Origin of the sequence: Paenibacillus sp. A14 (assembly GCF_036864815.1) — a bacterium.
In the GTDB taxonomy this organism is placed as follows: Bacteria; Bacillota; Bacilli; order Paenibacillales; family Paenibacillaceae; genus Fontibacillus; species Fontibacillus sanfengchensis.
This window is the reverse complement of record NZ_JBAGJD010000025.1, coordinates 1-19,645: the sequence shown is the minus strand read 5'-3', so window position 1 is coordinate 19,645 and position 19,645 is coordinate 1. Positions and strand designations below refer to the sequence as shown.

Genomic DNA, 19,645 nt, shown 5'->3' with positions numbered 1-19,645 from the left:
ACTGCCTTTATGCATTAACGGACGATATCCTGGCCGAGCGTCTCTTCGCCGCGCTCCAATTCCCGTTCCGCCTGTTTGCGGTGGGCGATCCGGCTGCTGGCGGAAGCCGCCACCGCACCGACGATATCGTCGAGGAACGTATTGCAAGGGCCTAACGTTTTGTCATTCAGGCGCTCCAGAACGCCCGGCTTCAATTTGTCCACATAACCGTAGTTCGTAAATCCGATGCTTCCGTAGACATTAACGATGGAGAAGGCGAGAATTTCGTCCACGCCGTACAGGCCCTCATCGTTGGCGATCATATCCTGAAGCTCGGGAATCAGCAGGCCTTGCTCGGTGAGAATATCCAACTGAATTCCCGTGAGCACCGCGTTCTGGACTTCACGTTTGCTGAGCACCTGCTCGACATTGTGAATGCATTCTTCCATCGTCAGATTCGGGTAATACTTCTTTTGCAGCAGCATCACCAATTCGGCGATTTCCTCGATTTTGACGCCTCTTTTCTGCAGCCACATTTTCGTGGCGTCGGCCACCTTTTTGCTGTTTAGACTATAAGGCGCTTTTGCTTTTCTTGGTTCGATGTCCATATCCTTCACCTACTCCTCACGATTTTCAGAGTGCCTTAGGATTACCGTCAAAAGACACATAGCTATGATGCAGTTTGTCCACTTCCCGAAAAATTAGTTATTTTCCGAAAAAGGGCTCGTATACATAGTAATAGAGGTTGTTCAAAAAGTCATCTTTTGGGCAATCCCCAGTACAGGTCAGTTGAGGAGGAAACCCGGTTATGATCTCAAACCGCCATTTACGAAAAACCGCCGTGGCCGGCGTGTTGGCTGTTCCGTTGGTGCTAGCGGGCTGCAGTTTGTTCGGGACAGGCTCTTCGGCGCAAATTGATCCGCCCCCGGGCGAGATGGAGATGCAAATGTTGAAGTCGTTGGAAACCGCGAATCCGACCGCCGTGGAAACCGAGGAGTCGCTCTCCACGGTTTATTTGCAAAACGAGCAGGGGCTACTGGCGCCCGTTTCCCTGCATTTGCCCAAGGGGGAGGCCGCCGATAAACTGAACCGGATGCTGGAGATGCTCGTGGCCGGCGGGGCGTATCAGAGCATGCTGCCGGCCGGATTTAAAGGCGTCCTGCCGCAGGGAACCGTGGTTCAGGCGGTTACGTTGAAAAAGGACGAAAAGCTGGCGGTCGTCGAATTCAACAAATCGTTCGGGAGCTATGCCGCCGAAGATGAGCGGAAAATCGTGGAGGCGGTCACCTGGACGCTGGTGGACGATCCCGACATCGATAAAGTCCAGTTCTGGATGGAAGGGGCCAAACTGAACGAAATGCCTGTAAACGGCTTTCCGCTGGATCGGCCGCTGACTCGGAGTGTTGGTATCAATTTGCAGTTGGGTGAGGGAACAAGCCTGTCGCAAAAACGTTCGGTCACCGTCTTTTTCTCGGCGTCAAGTCCTGAAGGGGAGCCGTATTTCGTCCCGGTTACGCGGTTTGTGGATGCGGATAACAATCCGGTCACGGGAGCGCTGGGCGAACTGATCAAGGGGCCGGCCCGGGGAGACGGCCTGGAGCGGGTCCTTACGGACAATTCGGTGTTGAAAGCCGTGGAGCAGTCGGAGAACGGGGTCATTACCGTATCCCTGGAGGACGATATGTTCGAGCCGGGCGAGAAGCCGCCCGCCCAGATGCTGCAATCGGTGGTGCTGACGGTGACGGAGAACGCGCCGGACAAAAAGGTGCGAATCTGGCTTAACGGGCAAAGGGACGTCATCGGCATGGATAACCAGAAATACGGGGAGCCGGTTTTGCGCCCCGAGCGCATCAATGAGATCCCGTTGTAGGGGCAAATGGGAACTAACGGCTGTGACGGTCGTTTAGGTCTCAGGCGCCCATCCTGCCGCCCGCCATTTAAAAACAATTATTTCAATCGCTCAGCCGAATTCGACAAAATAGGGCCGTATAAAGCCCTTATTCACCCGGTCAGCTTTCAAAAGGGAAGCTGGCAGCTGGCCGTATGACCGCTGGGACTTGCCGCTACAGGCGGATATGACTCCCCTCTGGTGAGGCGGATTGTATAGGGCGGCGGGGAGGAATGGAATGATGCTTTTATGCCTACACTTTGGTAGAATAGGGAAAGTCGTAATACAGACAGCATGAAACGTAGGAGGCAATCAGAATGAGAATTAACGGGCGTGGAGCGGATGAGCGGCGGCCGATGAAATTGACCGTGGACATCAACAAATATGCGGAGGGCTCCGTCTATATCGAGGTCGGCGACACGAAGGTCATGTGTACGGCGACGGTGGAGGAGAAGGTTCCGATGTTTATGAAGGGACAGGGAAAAGGCTGGGTGACCGCCGAGTACGCCATGCTTCCCCGGGCCACAAATACGCGGAACCAGCGGGAATCGGCCCGCGGCAAGCTCAGCGGCAGAACGATGGAAATCCAGCGTCTGATCGGAAGAGCCCTGCGGTCGGTTGTCGATCTGCAGGCGCTTGGCGAACGGTCCATCACGGTCGACTGCGATGTGATCCAGGCCGATGGCGGAACGCGGACGACGTCCATCACCGGCGCTTTTATCGCGCTCGCTTACGCGGTAAACAAGCTTGCGGTCAAGCACTCTCTGCCCGTATTTCCGATTACGGATTATTTGGCTTCCGTCAGCGTCGGTGTCGTGGGCGGGCAAATGCTGCTCGATCTGAACTATGAGGAGGATTCGAAAGCCAAAGTCGATATGAACGTCGTCATGACGGGCCAAGGGCAGTTCGTCGAGGTCCAGGGGACGGGCGAGGAGAAGCCTTTTTCGCGGCAGGAGCTTGACGGATTGCTGCAGCTTGCGGAGAAAGGAATCCGGGAGATGATCGAGCAGCAGCGCGAAGCTTTGGGACCGATCGGGTTAAAAATCACCGGCGGCGAACCGGGGGCCAACGCATGAGTAACAGTGAGGAGTCCGTTATTATCGTCGCTACGCGAAACCAGGGAAAGGTGCGCGAGTTCGCCCATGCCCTGAAGTTTTTGGGCAAGCCTGTACGCAGCATGTACGATTATCCGCAGGTACCGGAAATCGTTGAGGACGGCGAGACCTTCGCGGAGAACGCGAGGAAGAAAGCCAAGACGGCGGGCGATTTATTGGGGCATCCCGTCCTTGCGGACGATTCCGGCCTTTGCGTCGATAAGCTGAACGGGGAACCCGGCGTCTACTCCGCCCGCTACGCCGGAGAAGGCGCCGCGGATGAGGAGAACAACCGCAAGCTGCTCGCGGAACTCGAGAAGCTGCAGCAGGGCGAAGATACGGAGCAGCCGCTATTGAGCACGGCCCGGTTCGTCTGCCATTTGGCGCTGTATGACCCGGCGACTGGGGAGTTTACCGAAGCCTCAGGCACCGTGGAGGGCTGGATCACCTCCGAGCCGGCGGGGGGCGGCGGATTCGGTTATGATCCGCTGTTTTACCTGCCGTCGTATGAGAAGACGCTCGCCGAGTTGACACTGGAAGAGAAGCAGGCGGTCAGTCACCGGGGAGCGGCGCTCCGGGAGCTTGCGGAGAAGCTGAATCAAGCCGCCCGAAAATAAATATCAAGAAGCCGCATTCCGCGTTGGGTCGCAGGGAATGCGGCTTCTTTGGTTGAACTTGCGATCAGCGGATGGCCACCTTGTAGGTGGTCAGCCAGTGGTTAACCTGGGCCAGATAAGCGAACAACTGCGGTCCGGACATCAATTGGCCGAACCAGGGCAGATGGGACGAAGACTCCGGAGAAGCGGCGATTTCGCGGATCCGGTCCGCATCGATCAGCGGCAGGATGGGCGAGGCGGGGTTATCGAGAATTTCGAGCATCTGTCCCCGCACCGCCTCCAGATAGGCCGGATGATGCGTTTTGGGGTAGGGGCTTTTTTTGCGGTAGAGGACATCGTCCGGGAGCACGCCTTCCAGCGCCTTGCGCAAAATCCCTTTCTCCCGGCCGCCCGTCGTTTTCATCTCCCAGGGGATGTTCCAAACGTATTGAACGAGACGGTGATCGCAATAAGGCACGCGGACTTCCAGGCCGGCCGCCATGCTCATCCGGTCCTTGCGGTCCAGCAGGGTCGGCATAAACCGGGTGATGTTCAAATACGACATCGTGCGCATGCGGGCTTGTTCCGGGGTTTCCCCGTCCAGTCGCGGCACCTCTTCCAAGGCTTCGGCGTACCGGTCCGCGACGTACCGCTCCGGGGCGATCCAATCGCGAATTTCCGGCGAGAGGAGGCCGGCGCGCAGCCCGGTGGCGATCGACCAGGGGAACGTGCCGGAGCCGAGCAATTCCTCCCGGTGGAACCACGGATATCCGCCGAACACTTCATCCGCGGCCTCCCCGGAAATGGCGACGGTGGCGCCTTTCTTGATCTCCCGGCAGAACAGGAGCAGGGAGGCGTCCACGTCCGCCATCCCGGGGAGGTCCCGGGCCAGGGTGGAGTCCGGCAGCGCGCCGACAAGCTCGGGGGTATCAAACGAGATCCAGTGATGCTCCGTGCCGAGCTCCTCGACCATCCGTTTGATCCAGGGGGTGTCGGCCCCCGGCTGATAGCTGTGGGCCTGAAAATACTTGTCGTTATCGACGTAGTCCACCGAATACGTATGCACCTGTCCCTGCCCGGTCCGCCGGTAATAATCGACGGCCAGCGCGGTCAGGGCGCTGGAATCGAGACCGCCCGAGAGCAAGGTGCAGACCGGAACGTCCGAGATGAGCTGACGTTCCATCGTATCCTGCAGCAGGCTGCGGATCTCGCCTGCGGTCGCTTCAACGGAATCCGTGTGCGGCTCGGCCTCCAGCTTCCAGTAAGCGTACGTGCGGAGCCCTGAGCGGTTGTAGATCATGACCTGGCCGGGACGCAGCTCTTTCATGTTGCGATAGACCCCATGCCCTGGCGTCCGGGCCGGCCCGATGACGAAAATTTCCGCCAGTCCTTCCGGCCCGACGACGGCTTCCATCCTCGGATGCTTGAGGATCGACTTGGGCTCGGAGGCAAAAATCAACGTCCCCTCAAGCTCGCTGTAAAACAGCGGTTTGACGCCAAGCCGGTCGCGGGCGAAACAAACGTGCTGCCTTACGCTGTCCCAGACCGCGAAAGCGAAGATGCCGTTCAGCCGGTAAACGCAATCCGGCCCCCACTCGATGTAGGATTGAAGCAGCACCTCCGTATCGCAGTTTGTCCGGAATGTCCGGCCCCTGCGGCGCAGTTCATCTTTTAGTTCGGGCGCGTTGTAGATCTCCCCGTTATATACGATGCTGTAAACGGCATCTTCCTCCTGAATCACCATCGGCTGTGCGCCGTTTTCGGGGTCCATGACGCTCAGCCGCCGGTGTCCGAAGGCGCAGGGACCTGATATCCAGGTACCTTGGGCGTCTGGCCCTCTTTTTTCCAAACAGGATGTCATCGACAGCACCAAGTCCAGCTCTGCCGTCAAATCTCGATTCCATTCGATAAAACCCGTGATTCCGCACATGGTGGTTTCTCCTCTCTATGATCGCTTACGTTCCCCATTTTGGGCCGGCTGAAAAGTACTAACAAATTATGCCTACCCGGGGCATAAAATGTCTGTCCTTAACGGAAAACTATGAGCAAACGGGGGATTCCCCCGGGGCCAGGAGGTAGGCGATGGAGAAAAAAACATACTATGTATCCCTGCAAGGCCGGTCCTTGCTGGAGGATCAAGGTGCGACGGGTTATGAGTGGGAAATCCGCGCGACCCCGGAAGAAGCTGACATGATACGTCATATGTTGGAGCAAATTGATGAAAAAGAAGTGAGCACCTTTTTTGCCTATACGTTTCCTTGGCCGGATAGTCCCGAGGAGGACGTGAACGCCAGCTACCAGAGCCAGGTGGACGAACTATACCGGCAAATTTATAAGCTGGGGACCGAGGAAACGCGCGAACAATTACACCGCTCCCTCCGCATTTCTCCCGGGATGGTGGAAGGCGAAGGCGAGGAGGTTTAGGGATGTACTACATCAAGAATGCCGTATTCCGGCGGATCACCGAAGTTAAAGGAACGCCTTGCGGGGAAATCCTGGTCCGCCCGGGCGCGGTGGACGATCCCGATCTTTTTGTGTATGTCGCCCGTTCGTCCGGCGGACAAGGCGGGGAGTACGAGATCGTGCGGATGATTCAGAGCGACGCCGACCTCGAAACCGACTGGTACGACAACAATATGCACCAGGCGTACGAGGAGGTCGCCGAGCAGGATTTCTGCCGCGACGGCTGGCCGTCTCCCGAGCGGCAGCGGGCCGAGTTTTTGCAGCGCCTGCTGGCGGACCGCGAGATCATGGAGCGCCTCGACGCCGGACTACCGCGGTAATCATCCGGGGGTTAGGGCAAAGTCATCATAAGGTTAAATACCCCCTTTGAAAAATAGAAAGGATGCGTTATAATAAATAACGCATCCTTCTTACATACTTTGTGTCCCAGTAGCTCAGCTGGATAGAGCAACGGCCTTCTAAGCCGTCGGTCGGGGGTTCGAATCCCTCCTGGGACGTAAGAGAAAGCCGGTTCAACTTAATGAACCGGCTTTTTGCGTCCCAAGGGGATGAGAACCCCCATAGGGGCTCGTTGAAGCAAGACCGCCCGCGAATACGGGGAGGCCGGGTGATCTCCGTTTTTTTAACTATATAGGTTGAACTAAAGAATTGGCGATAAGGAATAGTGTGAAATGAAATGATTATGGAGACATCCACCCAAAGTAGATATAAAGCGGCACTGTCTGGAACCAGTCTACACACACTCCATATATTAACGGGAAAACCTCCCGTTAATTTTCCACTGTTGTCCCTTGGGTCCGATTTAGCTGGAAAAACTCCATCTATTCCGTGGCCCAACCGCTGATGTACTCAATTTCAGGTGAATTAGCTGGAGGTTTTCCAGCTAATCCATCTCTGCAGCCGTATAGGCACCAAATTAACGGGAGGAATTCCCGTTAATTTGACCCCCTCACCCTCAGCGCGTATATCCTATCATCTACTACCAACATCCGAGTCAACGAGACCAACCAAGTTACTCCGCCCAACTTTCAATAGTTCAAACTTATCTAGAAATCGGATTATGTGGTGAAATGCCCAAAATCGGTTTTTTAACGTGGGAGATTGTGATAGTATTGCTCATATACTAAACGTTTAGTATTAAACGATTACTATAAAGTTGATACAGGAGGTAATAATCATGACCCGTACCATGGTATTGGGACTTTTAAAAGCCAACGGGCCGATGTCGGGCTACGAAATTCAGCAGATGATGGAGTCCTCACAGACCGATTTATGGGCTTACGTGAAGCCCGCGTCCATTTACCATGCTCTAAAGAGACTGCAGGAGGAAGGGAAAGTGGTGTTGGAAAAGGTCGAAAAAACCGGGATGAGGACCAAATCCATCTTTAAAATTACCGAGGACGGGGTTTTAGAATTGAGCCGCTTATTGAGGACTTCTTTTTCAAAATCATCCGTTGTGTTCCCCGCATCCCTGTACACGGCTCTGACTTTTATGGAGAACCTGGGGGAGGAACAAATCGCGGAGGCTCTGGAAGAGCAGAAAGCGCAAATTTTAAAGGTGTATGCCAGTATGAAATCGGGATACGAGAAGAAGCATGGCGTACCGGGAGAAGTAACTCCGAAAATCGATGTTATTTTTCATAATATTTATGAACAATGCGAGCTTCAGCTTAAATGCATCGATGAAATATTAGGAATTTTAGGAAGAGGAGTGTGAGCTTCATGGATTCAAACCCCCTTAAAAAATCTGTTCTGTTGGTTGTGATTGTGGCTATATTTGCCGATATGTTAATGTACGGTATCATCGTTCCTTTTCTGCCGCTCCATGCCGAATCGCTGGGCGCCTCGCAATCGGAAATCGGCTTGCTTTTTGCCAGTTATGCTATCGCCTTATTTATAGCGACGCCATTTGTCGGGGCCCTGGCAGACCGGGTAGGCCGAAAAAAGATGCTGGTGGCCGGGCTGATTGTGCTGTCGGCGACAACTTTGGTTTACGCGTTTTCTTCGAGCTTCTGGATTCTGGTCCTGGCGCGTGCCATGCAGGGAGTAGCGGCGGCGGCACCATGGACGGCGGGGCTTTCCTTGCTCGCCGAGGTTTTCCCCGCAAATGAGCGCGGCCGAGCGATGGGAATCGCGATGTCGGGCCAGGCGGGAGGGATTCTGCTTGGTCCGCCGGCCGGGGGCTGGCTGTATGAATGGGGCGGCTACCGTCTGCCGTTTTTGATCGCGGCGGGGATCGCTCTTTTGGCTGCGACCATCAGCGTCGTGCTTCTGCGTCATTTGAAAGATACCAAAGCGGACAAATTTATCTCCCCTTTCCGTTTGCTCCGGAATAAGCGAGTCATGGTGATCGCCGGTGTGGCTACGGTGGGTGCCGCTTTGTTTGCAAGTATAGAGCCGACGCTGCCGATTCATTTTAATGAGGACCTGCACTTGTCCCCCTCCATGATCGGTCTGATGTTTGTCGTAGTCACATTGATTTACGGTGCGGCTGCCCCATGGATCGGTTCACTGTCTACCCGGCTGGGGCATCTTGCAACGATCCGGCTGGGGATTTTAATGGCTGCGGTCGCATTGCCGCTGAATGCTCTTCCCACGCAAATTTGGGTGCAAATTATCGGGTTGATCGGCCTGGGAATCAGTTTGGGAATGGTGTTAACCCCCGCGCTTCCGAAGCTCGCCGACATCTCGCAGGAAATGGGGTTCGCTTCTCAAGGCGCTACATTTGCGGCATATAACACGGCCTACTCGCTTGGCATGATGCTCGGTCCCCTTCTGGCGAGTGCATTGACGGATCGTTTCGGGCTTACGGCGGCATATACGACCTTGAGTGTCTTGTTTCTAATTTATTTGCTCCCTCTCCGCAAGCTAAAGGCCTAACATGTTAGCGAACCATCAGAACTGGCATAGTCTGTCGGATTTGAAAGTCCGCGGACCTGTCGTGGAGTATCCGGAAGACCTTATGATCCCGGTGGAGCGAGCGGCTTTTCCCGCATATTGCCCCTATTGCGGCAGCGGGGAGCCTTTATATAAACACGGGTGTAGGGAGCAAGTGGTGCTGGACCTGCCTGTAAGGCAAAAACATGTCAGTTTGGTAATTTTGCGGAAGCGATACAAGTGCAGAAATTGCGGCGCTATATTTTGGGAGGAACTTTCCAATGTGGATCGCAAAAGGAGGATGACCAAACGGCTCGTAAAGCAAATCCAAGAGTTGATCATTGCCGATTATAGCTTTGTGGAGATTGCAAATTTTATCGGTGTACACGAGAAGACGGTTCGAAACATATACAAGGATTGCTTCACTGAAGCGGGGTTGGGGCCTGTTCCAAGGGGAGGAAAGTAAAATTGAGGTTTTTTTGGCCGAAAAGGCTCTTATTTATAAGAGTAGAGAGGGGCGGGCGGAATTACTTCGCTCTGGAGCTAGTGCCCCATCAGACAACCTTGATTAACACAGAATTCCTGCATATCTGCAGGATTTTTTCCTGTTCGGAACAAAAATTTCAAGATTCCTGCAATTCTGCAGGAATTTTCGACGAAATAGGCCCGTTTCTCTAAAATCGCTAGAAATACCTGCAGATTTGCATCTTTTTTCGCATACCCTCGTAGATCGGCCTAAATTCCTGCAGATTTGCATCTTTTGGAGTTGGAAGTTGCTAGGCACCTTGATAGTCGTGGGCTTGAGACTGCGTACTTTCGAGTGACCTCACTCCAAATCATAGCTCAACGGATCTTCATTTTCTCCTACTATGATGTCTGATGAGGCGCTAGCGGGAACGCGCCTGCTAAAATAAGCGCCCGTCAAGGAGGAACCATCGCGTTCCCGACGAGCGCTTCATTTTATAACATGCAGACGATGTTCTGTACGGATCGAAACAAACCAAAAAACCTCCGTTTTACCGAAGGTCCGAAGTCAAAATAATGGAGCGGGTGAAGGGAATCGAACCCTCGCCTCAAGCTTGGGAAGCTGGCGTTCTACCATTGAACTACACCCGCATTAGCGACTTGATCATTATATCATATCGCGCCAAAAAAATTCAAGCGCATCTTTCGTTACATCACGATAATGCGCTTTGCCGCCGCCAAGGAACGGAGCTCGATATTGATTTTTTCCTTTTCTTCCGGTGTCAGTTCCATCTGAAGCCCATAATGATAGAGATGTTCTCCGTGGGGATTTTGCCAGCGGATTTCACCCGGAAAACAGTAGCGCTCCTCGCTAAGCTGGAAGTGCACGTGGGTACGAATCGTGTGCTGCTCGGCATGAAGGTCCAGCCCGATTTGGATGCAGCATCCGGATTTGCTGATATTGATCAATTCGGCTTCCGCCAGCTTGCTGTTGACCGGCATGTTGTCGATGGATTTAATTTCGATCCAGCATGTCATAGGCGGGTTGATGGTGTAGCGGAAAGGTTCTTTTCTGCGGGAAATCATAAATAGTCTTAATCCTCCGAGATGTAAGATATTCCGATTATAGAGGAAACCCAGGAAAAAGGACATGCCGCTTTGGTCTTATTTTTCGACAAAAAAATGGCATAATTATAGTCCGAAAGACCAGTCTTGCAGTTTATACGGATTAAAACAACGCTGCCCCAGCCGCGGACGGACCGACGGTTGGAGCAGCGCCTGTGGGCGGCTCTTTTACAAGAGCTGCTTGATGTCTTCTTCCAGCGCCTCGGGTTCCGTCCGGGCACTGTACTGTCTAACGATATTCCCGCTGCGGTCGATCAGAAATTTGACGAAATTCCATTCGATCTCCCCGGTGCGGTAAGGCTCGGGTGTATTTTGCAAAAGATACTTATACAGCGGGTGGGCTCCTTCGCCCTTCACCTCTATTTTGCTGAACATCGGGAAAGTCACCTGGTAGTTTAACTCGCAAAAATTCATGATTTCCTCTTCGGTCCCCGGCTCCTGTCCGGCGAACTGGTTGCAGGGAAAACCGAGCACGCTAAAGCCCTGATCTTTATGCTTCGTATACAGCTCTTGAAGTCCCTTGTAATGGGGCGTAAGCCCGCAGGCGCTGGCGGTGTTCACGATTACCAGTACCTGTCCCTGATAAGGTTCCAGCGTGGTCTTCTGCCCGTCGATCGTCGTCACTTCGAAATCGTATATCCGCATAATTACACCAAATCACAGGCGTCCGCCGGCATCCAGTGGGCATCCTGTCCTTCCCACTTCACATTGCAGCCGATCGGATTCGTCAACGGCAGCGAAATCGGTTGATGGTTCGTCAGTTCCGTCAGGGCGCGTTCCAAATCGTTGACGGTCATTTTGTCGGTTTCGCGGGGATTGTCCACGCCCCGACCCGTATAGACGAGCCGGCGCTCGGCATCAAACACATAGAAATGAGGGGTCCGGAGGGCGCCGTACGCTTTGGCCGCCGTCTGTTCTTTGTCGCGCAAATAAATCCAAGGGAAGCGATGCTCGTTCATGCGCTGCACCATATGTGCAAAGGAGTCATCCGGATGCGTTTGCTCGCTGTTGGAGTTGATCCCCACAAACGTTACCCCTTTGTCCTTAAAAGCTTCGGCGGTTTTTCTCGTTACTTCATCGGAGCCGATGACAAAAGGGCAGTGATTGCACGTGAAAAAAACGACCAGATAAGGGGAAGCGGCGAAGCTCTCCAAAGAGTAATCCTTGCCGTCCGTGGCCGGAAGCCGAAAGTCCGGGGCTTTTTCACCAATCGCTAACGTAAAACTCATATGCGTTTCCTCCCTTTGAAATAGTATCTCCTCCATAGTAACCGATGTCCCGGGCTAATCTCAATTTTGACACAACTAAGAATTGTGCCGGAATAGGCGTAAAAGTGCAAAAAAAGCGAAAGTAAATCATTGGATTGCATGGGATAGTTACGGTTATAATTTAGGCAGATTAAAACAGACAGGGAAATTGGAGGCGGAGAGATGGCCAGAAAAACAAGAAAAGTTACCATTGTCGGTTCCGGGCTTGTCGGTGCGGCCTGCGCTTATTCCATGATCAATCAGTCGATATGCGATGAGATTATGATGGTGGACAGAACGTATGACCGGGCGGTTGCCCAGGCGCTCGATCTATCGCACTGTATGGATTTTACGTCCACCCGAACGAAGGTATACGCGGGCGATTTGGAGGATTGCCGCGATGTGGATGTCGTTGTGTTGACGGCGGGAGCCAATCCGAAGCCGGGGCAATCGAGGCTGGATGTGCTGGAAGATGCGGAGCAAATTACTTCCGGTATCGTCAACCGGATTATGGGGAGCGGCTTTGACGGCATATTTGTCGTTGCCGCGAATCCGGTCGATGTGGTGACGTACATCGTACGTGAAGTATCCGGGCTCCCCCGGAATAAAGTGATCGGTACGGGAACCTCCCTGGATTCCGCACGCTTAAAAACGCTGCTGTCCGATGTTTTCTCCATCGACCCGCGCAGCGTTCACGGCTATGCGCTCGGTGAGCACGGAGACTCCCAATTCGTGGCCTGGTCGCATGTTACGATCGGGGGCAAGCCGATTCTGCAAATTCTGGAACAGCATAAGGAACGTTTTCAAGGGGTCGATCTGAATGAGATCGCGCGAAAAACAAAGGATGCGGGATGGGAGATTTTTACCCGGAAAGGCAACACGCAGTTCGGGATCGGCAACGCGCTCGCTTACATCGTTCGCTCCATTTTAAACGACGAGCATAAAATCATCGCGATTTCCGCCATTTTGGAGGGAGAATACGGCCAGTCCGGAGTATGCGCCGGGGTTCCGGCCATTATCGGAGAAGGGGGAATCCAAGAGGTCGTAGAGCTGAACCTGAATGAGGAGGAACAGCATAAATTCAACGAATCCTGCTCGATCATCAAGAGCGCCATTCTAGGACTGGCCAGCCGGAAGTAAAGACGCGGCCTTAAGCCTTGGGAACGAGGGAACTTCCTGCTCCAGCCTGTTCTTCTCCGTCATGTTTTGAAATATAGTGGAAATAAGATGGAAAGCTGCGAAAAGGAGAGAGAGGAATGGAATCCCTTTCAATTAAAAAGTTGGCGGATCTCGACGCGTCCGGATGGGACCAGGCCGTTGAAATTTTTACGGACGGTTTTTTACGTTCGCTACAGTTCATGTCCAAAGACCAAACCAGGCTGGCCCGAGCGCTCAGGCATACGTTTGTCGGCGATCAGTTCTATACGGCGGTGGAAAACGGCAAGGTTCTTGGCATTTTTGCTTATTCCACAAACCGGAACCGGGCGTTCTCGTTCGATAAACGAGTATTTCAAAAAGAATTCGGCCGAATTAAAGGTTCTTTTATCTACAAGGTGCTGTATGGAGAGCTGGGCAAACCGCTCGATTTCAACGACCGCCAGTGCTACTTCGAGTCGGTGGCCACCGCCCGGGAGGCCAGAGGACGCGGGATCGCCACGTTGCTCAACAACCACCTGATCGCCACGCTGGATTTTGACGAGTTTATCCTTGAAGTGGTGGATACGAACACCAACGCCTACCGGTTGTATGAAAAACTCGGGTATACCGTGATCAAGCGTAAAAAACAGCGCCTGCTCCCCAAACTGGCGGGATTTAACGAACGCATATATATGAAGCGGGGGAAGGGGTAGAGACGAGTCTATCCCCAAGGCGTTTAACTCTGCTGAACATTCTTGATCCCCTGCGCCTTACTTTTTCGGAAGCACCAGCACAAAGCGTGTAACGTACTGATCTTCGTCCAGCGAGATGGAACCTCCATGCTTTTCCGCGATCTGTCTGGCGATGGCAAGACCCAGGCCCGTGCCGCCGTCGCTGGTTCTGGCCGCGTTTCCGCGAACGAAGGTGTTGAACACCTTGTCCCTCAACGGTCCAGGAATGCCTATGCCGTCGTCGGTGACCTCGATATGGACAGTCTCGCCGTGATCTTCCAGTCCGATAAGGACACGGGTTCCCGGCGGATTGTATTTCAGCGCATTCGCCAGCAGGTTGGATACGGCCCGGTACAGCAGCGTGGTGTTGAACTCCGCAATTACTTCGTCGGAGGGAATTTCGGTGTCAAACACGAATCCTTTTTCTTCAAACGCATCGTAAAAGGTGACGGCGATTTCCCGGAGAAATTCGGCCATGTCGGTCGGCTCCTTCGCTACCGGGTAGTCGGGAGCTTCCAGCTTCGATAACTCGAACACGTCTTCAATCAGCTTGGCAACCAGGTACGTCTTGTCACAGATCAGCTTGATCGTGCGTTGCTTCTTCTCCTCATCTGCAATGATGCCGAGCTGAAGCGCTTTGGCATACCCTTGGATCGTCGTAATCGGCGTCCGCAAATCATGGGATATGTCGACGAGCATCTGCCGCCGGCTCTCCTCCAGCAGACGTTTTTCATTCTCCGCCTTCTCGAGCTTTTCCGCCATCGCATTAAAGCTTTCCTGGATCTGCGCCAACTCGTATTCGGCTTCGAACCGCAACCGCTCATGATAATGCCCGCCCGCTATGCTGCGGATTCCCGCGACGATGTCGCCGAGCGGGTTCGTCAGCTTGACCGCAGTCAGGCGGCTGTAAAGAAAAACGTTGATCCCGAACAGCACCAGGAACAGCAATCCCGTCTCCGCGAGCGCCTTCCAGAACAGCGCCAACGTTTCCGCGCTCGTCCCGCCCCCGGATTCCGCCAACCGGTCCGTCCGTTCCACAAAATAAATCAGCAGGGATGCGACGCTTGCCCCGACTGTTAGCGAAAAGAAAATATAATTCCGAACAAGGGTACGGAATATCGTCGGTTTACTTCGCATGCAGCTCCTCCTTTTTGGCGAAACGATAGCCTAGGCCCCGCACCGTTTTCAAATAAACCGGTTCGCGCGGAGAATCCTCAATTTTATCCCGTAAGCGGCTGATCTGCACCATAATGGCATTATCGTCGGCGATGTACTCATCGTCCCACGCTCTTTCAAAGATTTGCTTTTTCGTATAAATGCGGCCCGGGCTTTCCATAAACAACTTCAGGAGCCGGTATTCGAGCGCACTGAGCGCGATGGGCTTTCCGCGTTTGTAGAGCATACAGGAATCGTGATGCAGCGACAGATCACCGACCCGCGTTTCCGTTATTTCTTCGGGCGTCTCCGGGATTTCGTTAAACTCATAGGTTCGGCGCAGCTGAGCGCGGATACGCGCCACCACTTCCAAGGGATTAAACGGTTTGGCGATAAAATCGTCGGCCCCAAGTCCCAGCCCGGCGATCTTGTCGATATCCTCGTTCTTCGCCGACAGGATGATGACCGGCAGCTTCGATCGTCCGCGAATCCACTGCAGCAACTGAAAGCCGTCGAGCCGCGGCATCATGATATCGATAACGGCCAGGTCTACATCGGTCCGGGAGAATAACTCCGTGGCCGCCTGACCGTCATGCGCCTCCAGAATCTCGTACTCCTGTTCCAAAAACAATCTGAGCAAACCGACGATATCCTCGTCATCATCGACCAGCAGAATCGTTTTTCGCATTTTTGACCCTCCGTCCTCCCCTGGAATCTTCTTTAGCTGTTGTAGTTCGGTCTCATTTACCGATTTCCTTCGTCTCTCGCCGCGTTGTAAGGATAATGTAAGGAATGGGAAAGTGGGGGGAAAGCGAAGGATTTTATAATTCAACCTGTGGAGATGTAAAGCATTTAACTATGAAACAGGGAGAAGGGGTTGGCGGATGGAACAAAAGTTACGGGATATTGAGGTAGAGGTGCGTCGGCGGGCGGGGAAAAAGTTAAAAGCCGTGCCGCTTTCTCCGGGATGGAAGGGTGCTTCCCTCTTGTTAGGGGCTGCCGCAGTCATCGCCTACTTCACCCAGGGATATCTTCTGCTGGGTTCGCGCGGACCCGGCGATTTTTTGCTCGGGACGCTGCTGTTCCTTATTGCGGTCGTGCTAGCGACCGGTATTGTGGCCGCGGTCTTTCACTTGGTGAAGCGGATGCCTTCGCGCTATTTTTGGCTGGCCTCCGTTTCGTTCATCCTGATGTTCCTGGCGTTCATCGGCCCGGTACCATTGATGGTTCTCGTGGCGCTCACGATTACCATCGCTTGTTCCGCGCTGGGGGCGCTTGTCTTCCGGTGGAGGGCGGGGACGTACCGGGAAGCGGGACTCGCGGTCAAAACGGGTGTCGGAGGGCTGGCGGCGGCGCTGCTGATCTTTGCCGGCATCGGTGGGTATTGGCTTCTGGGTGACGGGAGCGGGGATGCGGCCAAGCCGTACCGATTATCGGTTGTAAAGCCGGCGGACCGCTACCCTGTTACGATGGAGAACCCGGCCGAACAGGGGGCGTACCCTGTGCTCACGCTTACCTACGGCAGTAAGAACAGCTACCGTGAGGAGTTCAACCGGCCCGATTCGCTAGTGACCGAACAGGTAGATGGCACGGCTTTCGTGGACAAATGGTCTTCCACCCGGACAAAGACGTTCGGCTTCGGGCCCGAGCGGATGCCCCTGAACGGAACGGTATGGTATCCGCGGGAGAAAGGATCTTTTCCGCTCGTGATCGCCGTCCACGGTAATCACACGGCGACCGAATATTCGGATCCCGGCTACGCTTATCTGGGCGAATTGCTGGCTAGCCGCGGCTATATTTTCGTTTCCGTCGACGAAAATTTTTTGAATACTTCGCTGTTTGACGACTGGTTCATGTTCAGCACGCCGGAGAAGGAGAATCCGGCCAGAGCCCTGCTGCTGTTGGAGCATCTGAAGGTATGGGACAAGTGGACCAAGACGGAGGGAAATCCGTTTTACGGCAAGGCGGATATGAGCCGAATCGCGCTAATCGGTCACTCCCGGGGAGGCGAAGCGGTCGCCCTGGCTGCGGCGTTGAACAAACTTCCGGCATATCCGGAAGACGGAAATATTAAATTCGACTATCGTTTCGGCATCCGGTCCGTCATTTCGATCGCCGGTACGGACGGACAGTACAAACCGGCCGGACATCCGACGCGTCTGCAGGACACGAACTATCTGGCACTGCAAGGAGCCCATGACATGGACGTCTCCTCATTTGACGGAGCGAGTCAGTACAGCCGGACCGGTTTTACGGGCAGCGGCGACTACTTCAAGGCGTCGGTTTATATTTACGGGGCCAATCACGGGCAATTCAACACCGTTTGGGGAAGAAAGGACGCTCCGGGACTCGGCAACAAGCTGTACAATACGGCCCAGCTAATGCCGCAAGAGGAACAGCTTCAGGCCGGAAAAACGCTGATCTCCGCGTTCCTCGAAGCGACATTGAGCGGTAAAAGCGAGTACCGGACCGTGTTCCAGGATCTCGGCTATGCCCTGAATTGGCTGCCGGACACAATGTATATCGCCAACTATCTGGATGCCGATACGACGATCATTGCCGGTTTCGATGAAGATTTTGATCTCGGTTCCACAACGTTTCCCGGCGGGCGAGCGACCGGAGCTTTTCTGAAAAAATGGAGAGAAGAAAAAGTGAAAATGAAGTTTGCCCCCGACCTGTATAATAGCGCCGTGCGTCTTGAGTGGGATAGCGCAGAGGTATCCGGCGTCCCGGCCTATACGATCGTGCTGCCGAAGCAGGGGCCGGCGGCGGATGCCGACAGCGCCTTTGTCTTTTCCGTAGCTGACGTGGACGATGGTAAAAGGGAATCCGATTCCGGGGAATTAACCGATTTGAGCGTTCAGGTTGAAGACGGGTACGGGAACGTTGCATCCGTCCCGCTAAGCAGCGGCGGAACCCTGTTGCCGATGTTCGAGAGCAACATCGTTAAGCGGCCGTTTACAAAAGCTGTGCCGACCAAAGAACCGGTTTTTCAAAACTTTTCAATCCGGATGGCGGATTTGAGGGCGGCCAATCCGGATTTTCGACCGGAACGGTTGAGCCAAATCTCCTTCGTTTTCGATCAAACGTCCCGGGGGGCCGTGTTGATCCGCGATATCGGCATCCGAAATCCTTAGCGGGTAAGGAGAAACGTTACGGGAACTCAAGGGATCAGATAAGGTCATAAGGCCGATTGGCCACGTTGATTTTGCGAAAGTAAAGGATTAAGGGTTGTTAGATGCTGGCCATTTTGAACTTATTCGCCGACTTAAGAAGCGGCGTTTGGTGAACTGGATCCGACGCCCGTAATTTTACCTGCGTTCGCCCCAATAGCGGCCTTTTGGGCACTGGCATTGCACCAAAGCTTACATGATGGCTTACAGAGATGTTGTGTAATTATTTTCCATATCGATTTTTAAGTAATTGGCCAAAAAATGAAGGGGGTCAGAAAATAGATGCGTTATTCCATTTTATGGATATTAACTTTTTGTTCTATTTTGCCTCTTCACTCAGCTTCATTTTCTTCTTGGCTTGATCATTCCAACCGATGTGTTCATAATAGGCGGTTCCTTGTACATTTTTGTACTCCTTTGACGCCCTTTGTTGTTCTGGCTTTTACTCCTTCGATGAAGCTCGGATTCAAGTAGCAAATTAGGTTTCTCCCATAAAAGACGAAGTGATTGAAGCACTTCCCACAAACTCATTCGGGTTCCACTGATCACATGAATGAGCATGGCCATAGCATAAGCGATCAAAGCGATAAAGATCTGGTTCCATATCCCTTGAGGATCATAGCTATACAGCTTCACTAATCGCAAATGCTGCTTCATCCACTTGAAAAATAGCTCGATCAGCCAACGCTGCCGATAGATGTCCGCGATTTCCTCAGCACTTAGGTCAAAGCACGAAGTAGCCAGACGATACTTGCGCCCCTTTTCATCCAAAAACTCTACAAGGCGTAAAGAATTCTCTGTCTTGCGAAAGGCACTCCCTAATTGAACGATAGCATCTCGGATGATGTTTGAATCCGGATGAACCGGCAGCTCTTGCTCCACCTGCCAAACCCTATGTTTTTCGTTGATTCGAGTTACGAATTGAACTTTTTGCTCTAGCCAAGTATCGAACTGTTTATACTTCACATAACCGCGATCCATCACGTATATTGTGCCGTCATCTTCGACCAGAAAGTTCATGGTTTCGTAGTCACTCACATTCCCCGTAGTAGGGATGGCCTTCTCAGGAATGACCTCTTTCTCTTCATTTTTAGTCAAAACCAAGACTCGAACATGAATTTTGATTTGAGTGTGGTCACGGGTTACGTACGCCCAGTTGGCCAGTGTCGCCGGAAGTCTTAGACAAGTCGAGTCGATAATCCGAATCTGTGTGCCCTTGATTTCCGATGGAGCTTTCTGCTTGACCTTGCCGATGAGTTCAAGGAATAGACCTTCGAGTATCTCGGTAGGAATCATCTTTAGACGCCTGGAGATTTGAGAACTACTGATGCTGGATAGTTCCAGACTTTCCTGCAGCGTTGTGCTTGTTCGAAGTGGCTTGAGAAATGTGTTCATAAGAATCCCACTTAGCGAGTTGGGAGGCTAAAATTAACTTGATACTTTTTAAGGTAGTAAGCTTGCGAACACGATGATCGGAAATTGGAAAGCTAAAATTTTCTTCAGAAATATAAGAAAAGCATTGACGAATCACAGATAAATTGTGTATGTTACCCATGGTTGGCTCCTTTTGTTGAGATGAGTTATGGGTAACGCATCTAACTCAACAATAGGAGCTTTTTTTATTTTATTCCATGAAAATAACATATAAATTAACATATTTAGTAAATACTGTTCCGTTAATTTCTTGTGTCAGGTTTAATGCAATGCTAGTGCCT

The 19,645-nt window shown here is 53.0% G+C and carries 19 protein-coding genes and 2 tRNA genes; 12 read left to right on the top strand and 9 right to left on the bottom strand.

Annotated elements, in window-relative coordinates:
- Positions 1-14: 14 nt before the first annotated feature.
- Positions 15-587, bottom strand: coding sequence for a phosphatidylglycerophosphatase A family protein (locus V4U88_RS26705; protein WP_334076215.1), 573 nt, complete (start codon positions 585-587; stop codon positions 15-17).
- 200 nt (positions 588-787) lie between these two features.
- On the opposite strand from V4U88_RS26705, the gene V4U88_RS26700 reads away from it, so the two are divergent.
- From V4U88_RS26700 to V4U88_RS26690, 3 genes are all read left to right on the top strand, one after another.
- On the top strand, positions 788-1,849 hold the full coding sequence (locus V4U88_RS26700; RefSeq protein ID WP_334076214.1) for a GerMN domain-containing protein: 1,062 nt from the start codon (positions 788-790) through the stop codon (positions 1,847-1,849).
- Positions 1,850-2,184: 335 nt separating this feature from the next.
- On the top strand, positions 2,185-2,943 hold the full coding sequence (gene rph / locus V4U88_RS26695) for a ribonuclease PH (protein WP_334076213.1): 759 nt from the start codon (positions 2,185-2,187) through the stop codon (positions 2,941-2,943).
- Positions 2,940-3,578, top strand: coding sequence for an XTP/dITP diphosphatase (locus V4U88_RS26690; RefSeq protein WP_334076212.1), 639 nt, complete (start codon positions 2,940-2,942; stop codon positions 3,576-3,578). Before rph ends, V4U88_RS26690 begins: the two co-directional genes overlap by 4 nt.
- A 64-nt stretch (positions 3,579-3,642) precedes the next feature.
- On the opposite strand, the gene asnB is transcribed toward V4U88_RS26690, so the two are convergent.
- The gene (gene asnB / locus V4U88_RS26685) at positions 3,643-5,487 is read right to left on the bottom strand and encodes an asparagine synthase (glutamine-hydrolyzing) (RefSeq protein ID WP_334076211.1); all 1,845 of its coding nucleotides are present in this window, start codon (positions 5,485-5,487) and stop codon (positions 3,643-3,645) included.
- A gap of 152 nt (positions 5,488-5,639) precedes the next feature.
- On the opposite strand from asnB, the gene V4U88_RS26680 reads away from it, so the two are divergent.
- From V4U88_RS26680 to V4U88_RS26655, 6 genes are all read left to right on the top strand, one after another.
- Positions 5,640-5,981, top strand: a complete 342-nt coding sequence (locus V4U88_RS26680) for a hypothetical protein (RefSeq protein WP_334076210.1) — start codon at positions 5,640-5,642, stop codon at positions 5,979-5,981.
- A gap of 2 nt (positions 5,982-5,983) precedes the next feature.
- Positions 5,984-6,340, top strand: coding sequence for a hypothetical protein (locus V4U88_RS26675; RefSeq protein ID WP_334076209.1), 357 nt, complete (start codon positions 5,984-5,986; stop codon positions 6,338-6,340).
- A gap of 103 nt (positions 6,341-6,443) precedes the next feature.
- A tRNA-Arg gene (locus V4U88_RS26670) sits at positions 6,444-6,517 on the top strand.
- A 680-nt stretch (positions 6,518-7,197) separates the two neighbouring features.
- The gene (locus tag V4U88_RS26665; protein WP_334076208.1) at positions 7,198-7,737 is read left to right on the top strand and encodes a PadR family transcriptional regulator; all 540 of its coding nucleotides are present in this window, start codon (positions 7,198-7,200) and stop codon (positions 7,735-7,737) included.
- A 5-nt stretch (positions 7,738-7,742) separates the two neighbouring features.
- Positions 7,743-8,900, top strand: a complete 1,158-nt coding sequence (locus tag V4U88_RS26660; RefSeq protein WP_334076207.1) for an MFS transporter — start codon at positions 7,743-7,745, stop codon at positions 8,898-8,900.
- A gap of 1 nt (position 8,901) precedes the next feature.
- On the top strand, positions 8,902-9,363 hold the full coding sequence (locus V4U88_RS26655) for a transposase family protein (protein ID WP_334076206.1): 462 nt from the start codon (positions 8,902-8,904) through the stop codon (positions 9,361-9,363).
- Between the two features lie 576 nt (positions 9,364-9,939).
- On the opposite strand, the gene V4U88_RS26650 is transcribed toward V4U88_RS26655, so the two are convergent.
- From V4U88_RS26650 to V4U88_RS26635, 4 genes are all read right to left on the bottom strand, one after another.
- Positions 9,940-10,013: transfer RNA gene (locus V4U88_RS26650), tRNA-Gly, on the bottom strand.
- Positions 10,014-10,070: 57 nt separating this feature from the next.
- Complete coding sequence (locus tag V4U88_RS26645; protein ID WP_334076205.1) at positions 10,071-10,400, bottom strand: PilZ domain-containing protein; 330 nt, start codon at positions 10,398-10,400, stop codon at positions 10,071-10,073.
- A gap of 255 nt (positions 10,401-10,655) precedes the next feature.
- Positions 10,656-11,132, bottom strand: coding sequence for a glutathione peroxidase (locus tag V4U88_RS26640; RefSeq protein ID WP_334076204.1), 477 nt, complete (start codon positions 11,130-11,132; stop codon positions 10,656-10,658).
- Positions 11,133-11,134: 2 nt separating this feature from the next.
- A complete protein-coding gene (locus tag V4U88_RS26635; RefSeq protein WP_334076203.1) occupies positions 11,135-11,716 on the bottom strand; it encodes a thioredoxin family protein in 582 nt (193 codons plus the stop codon).
- A 201-nt stretch (positions 11,717-11,917) separates the two neighbouring features.
- Here V4U88_RS26635 and V4U88_RS26630 point away from each other — a divergent pair, with 201 nt between their 5' ends.
- Both V4U88_RS26630 and V4U88_RS26625 read left to right on the top strand, forming a co-directional pair.
- Positions 11,918-12,874, top strand: coding sequence for an L-lactate dehydrogenase (locus V4U88_RS26630; RefSeq protein WP_334076202.1), 957 nt, complete (start codon positions 11,918-11,920; stop codon positions 12,872-12,874).
- Between the two features lie 116 nt (positions 12,875-12,990).
- A complete protein-coding gene (locus V4U88_RS26625; protein ID WP_334076201.1) occupies positions 12,991-13,584 on the top strand; it encodes a GNAT family N-acetyltransferase in 594 nt (197 codons plus the stop codon).
- A gap of 57 nt (positions 13,585-13,641) precedes the next feature.
- On the opposite strand, the gene V4U88_RS26620 is transcribed toward V4U88_RS26625, so the two are convergent.
- Together V4U88_RS26620 and V4U88_RS26615 are read right to left on the bottom strand one after the other, a co-directional pair.
- A complete protein-coding gene (locus V4U88_RS26620) occupies positions 13,642-14,739 on the bottom strand; it encodes a sensor histidine kinase (RefSeq protein WP_334076200.1) in 1,098 nt (365 codons plus the stop codon).
- Positions 14,729-15,445, bottom strand: a complete 717-nt coding sequence (locus tag V4U88_RS26615; protein ID WP_334076199.1) for a response regulator transcription factor — start codon at positions 15,443-15,445, stop codon at positions 14,729-14,731. Before V4U88_RS26615 ends, V4U88_RS26620 begins: the two co-directional genes overlap by 11 nt.
- 196 nt (positions 15,446-15,641) lie before the next feature.
- Between V4U88_RS26615 and V4U88_RS26610 the strand changes: the two genes are divergently transcribed.
- Positions 15,642-17,894, top strand: coding sequence for an MFS transporter (locus V4U88_RS26610; protein ID WP_334076198.1), 2,253 nt, complete (start codon positions 15,642-15,644; stop codon positions 17,892-17,894).
- A 378-nt stretch (positions 17,895-18,272) separates the two neighbouring features.
- Here the strand turns inward: V4U88_RS26610 and V4U88_RS26605 are convergent, their stop codons facing one another.
- Entirely contained in the window at positions 18,273-19,325 is a 1,053-nt protein-coding gene (locus tag V4U88_RS26605; protein ID WP_334073952.1) for an IS4 family transposase, read from the bottom strand.
- Between the last annotated feature and the right edge of the window lie 320 nt (positions 19,326-19,645).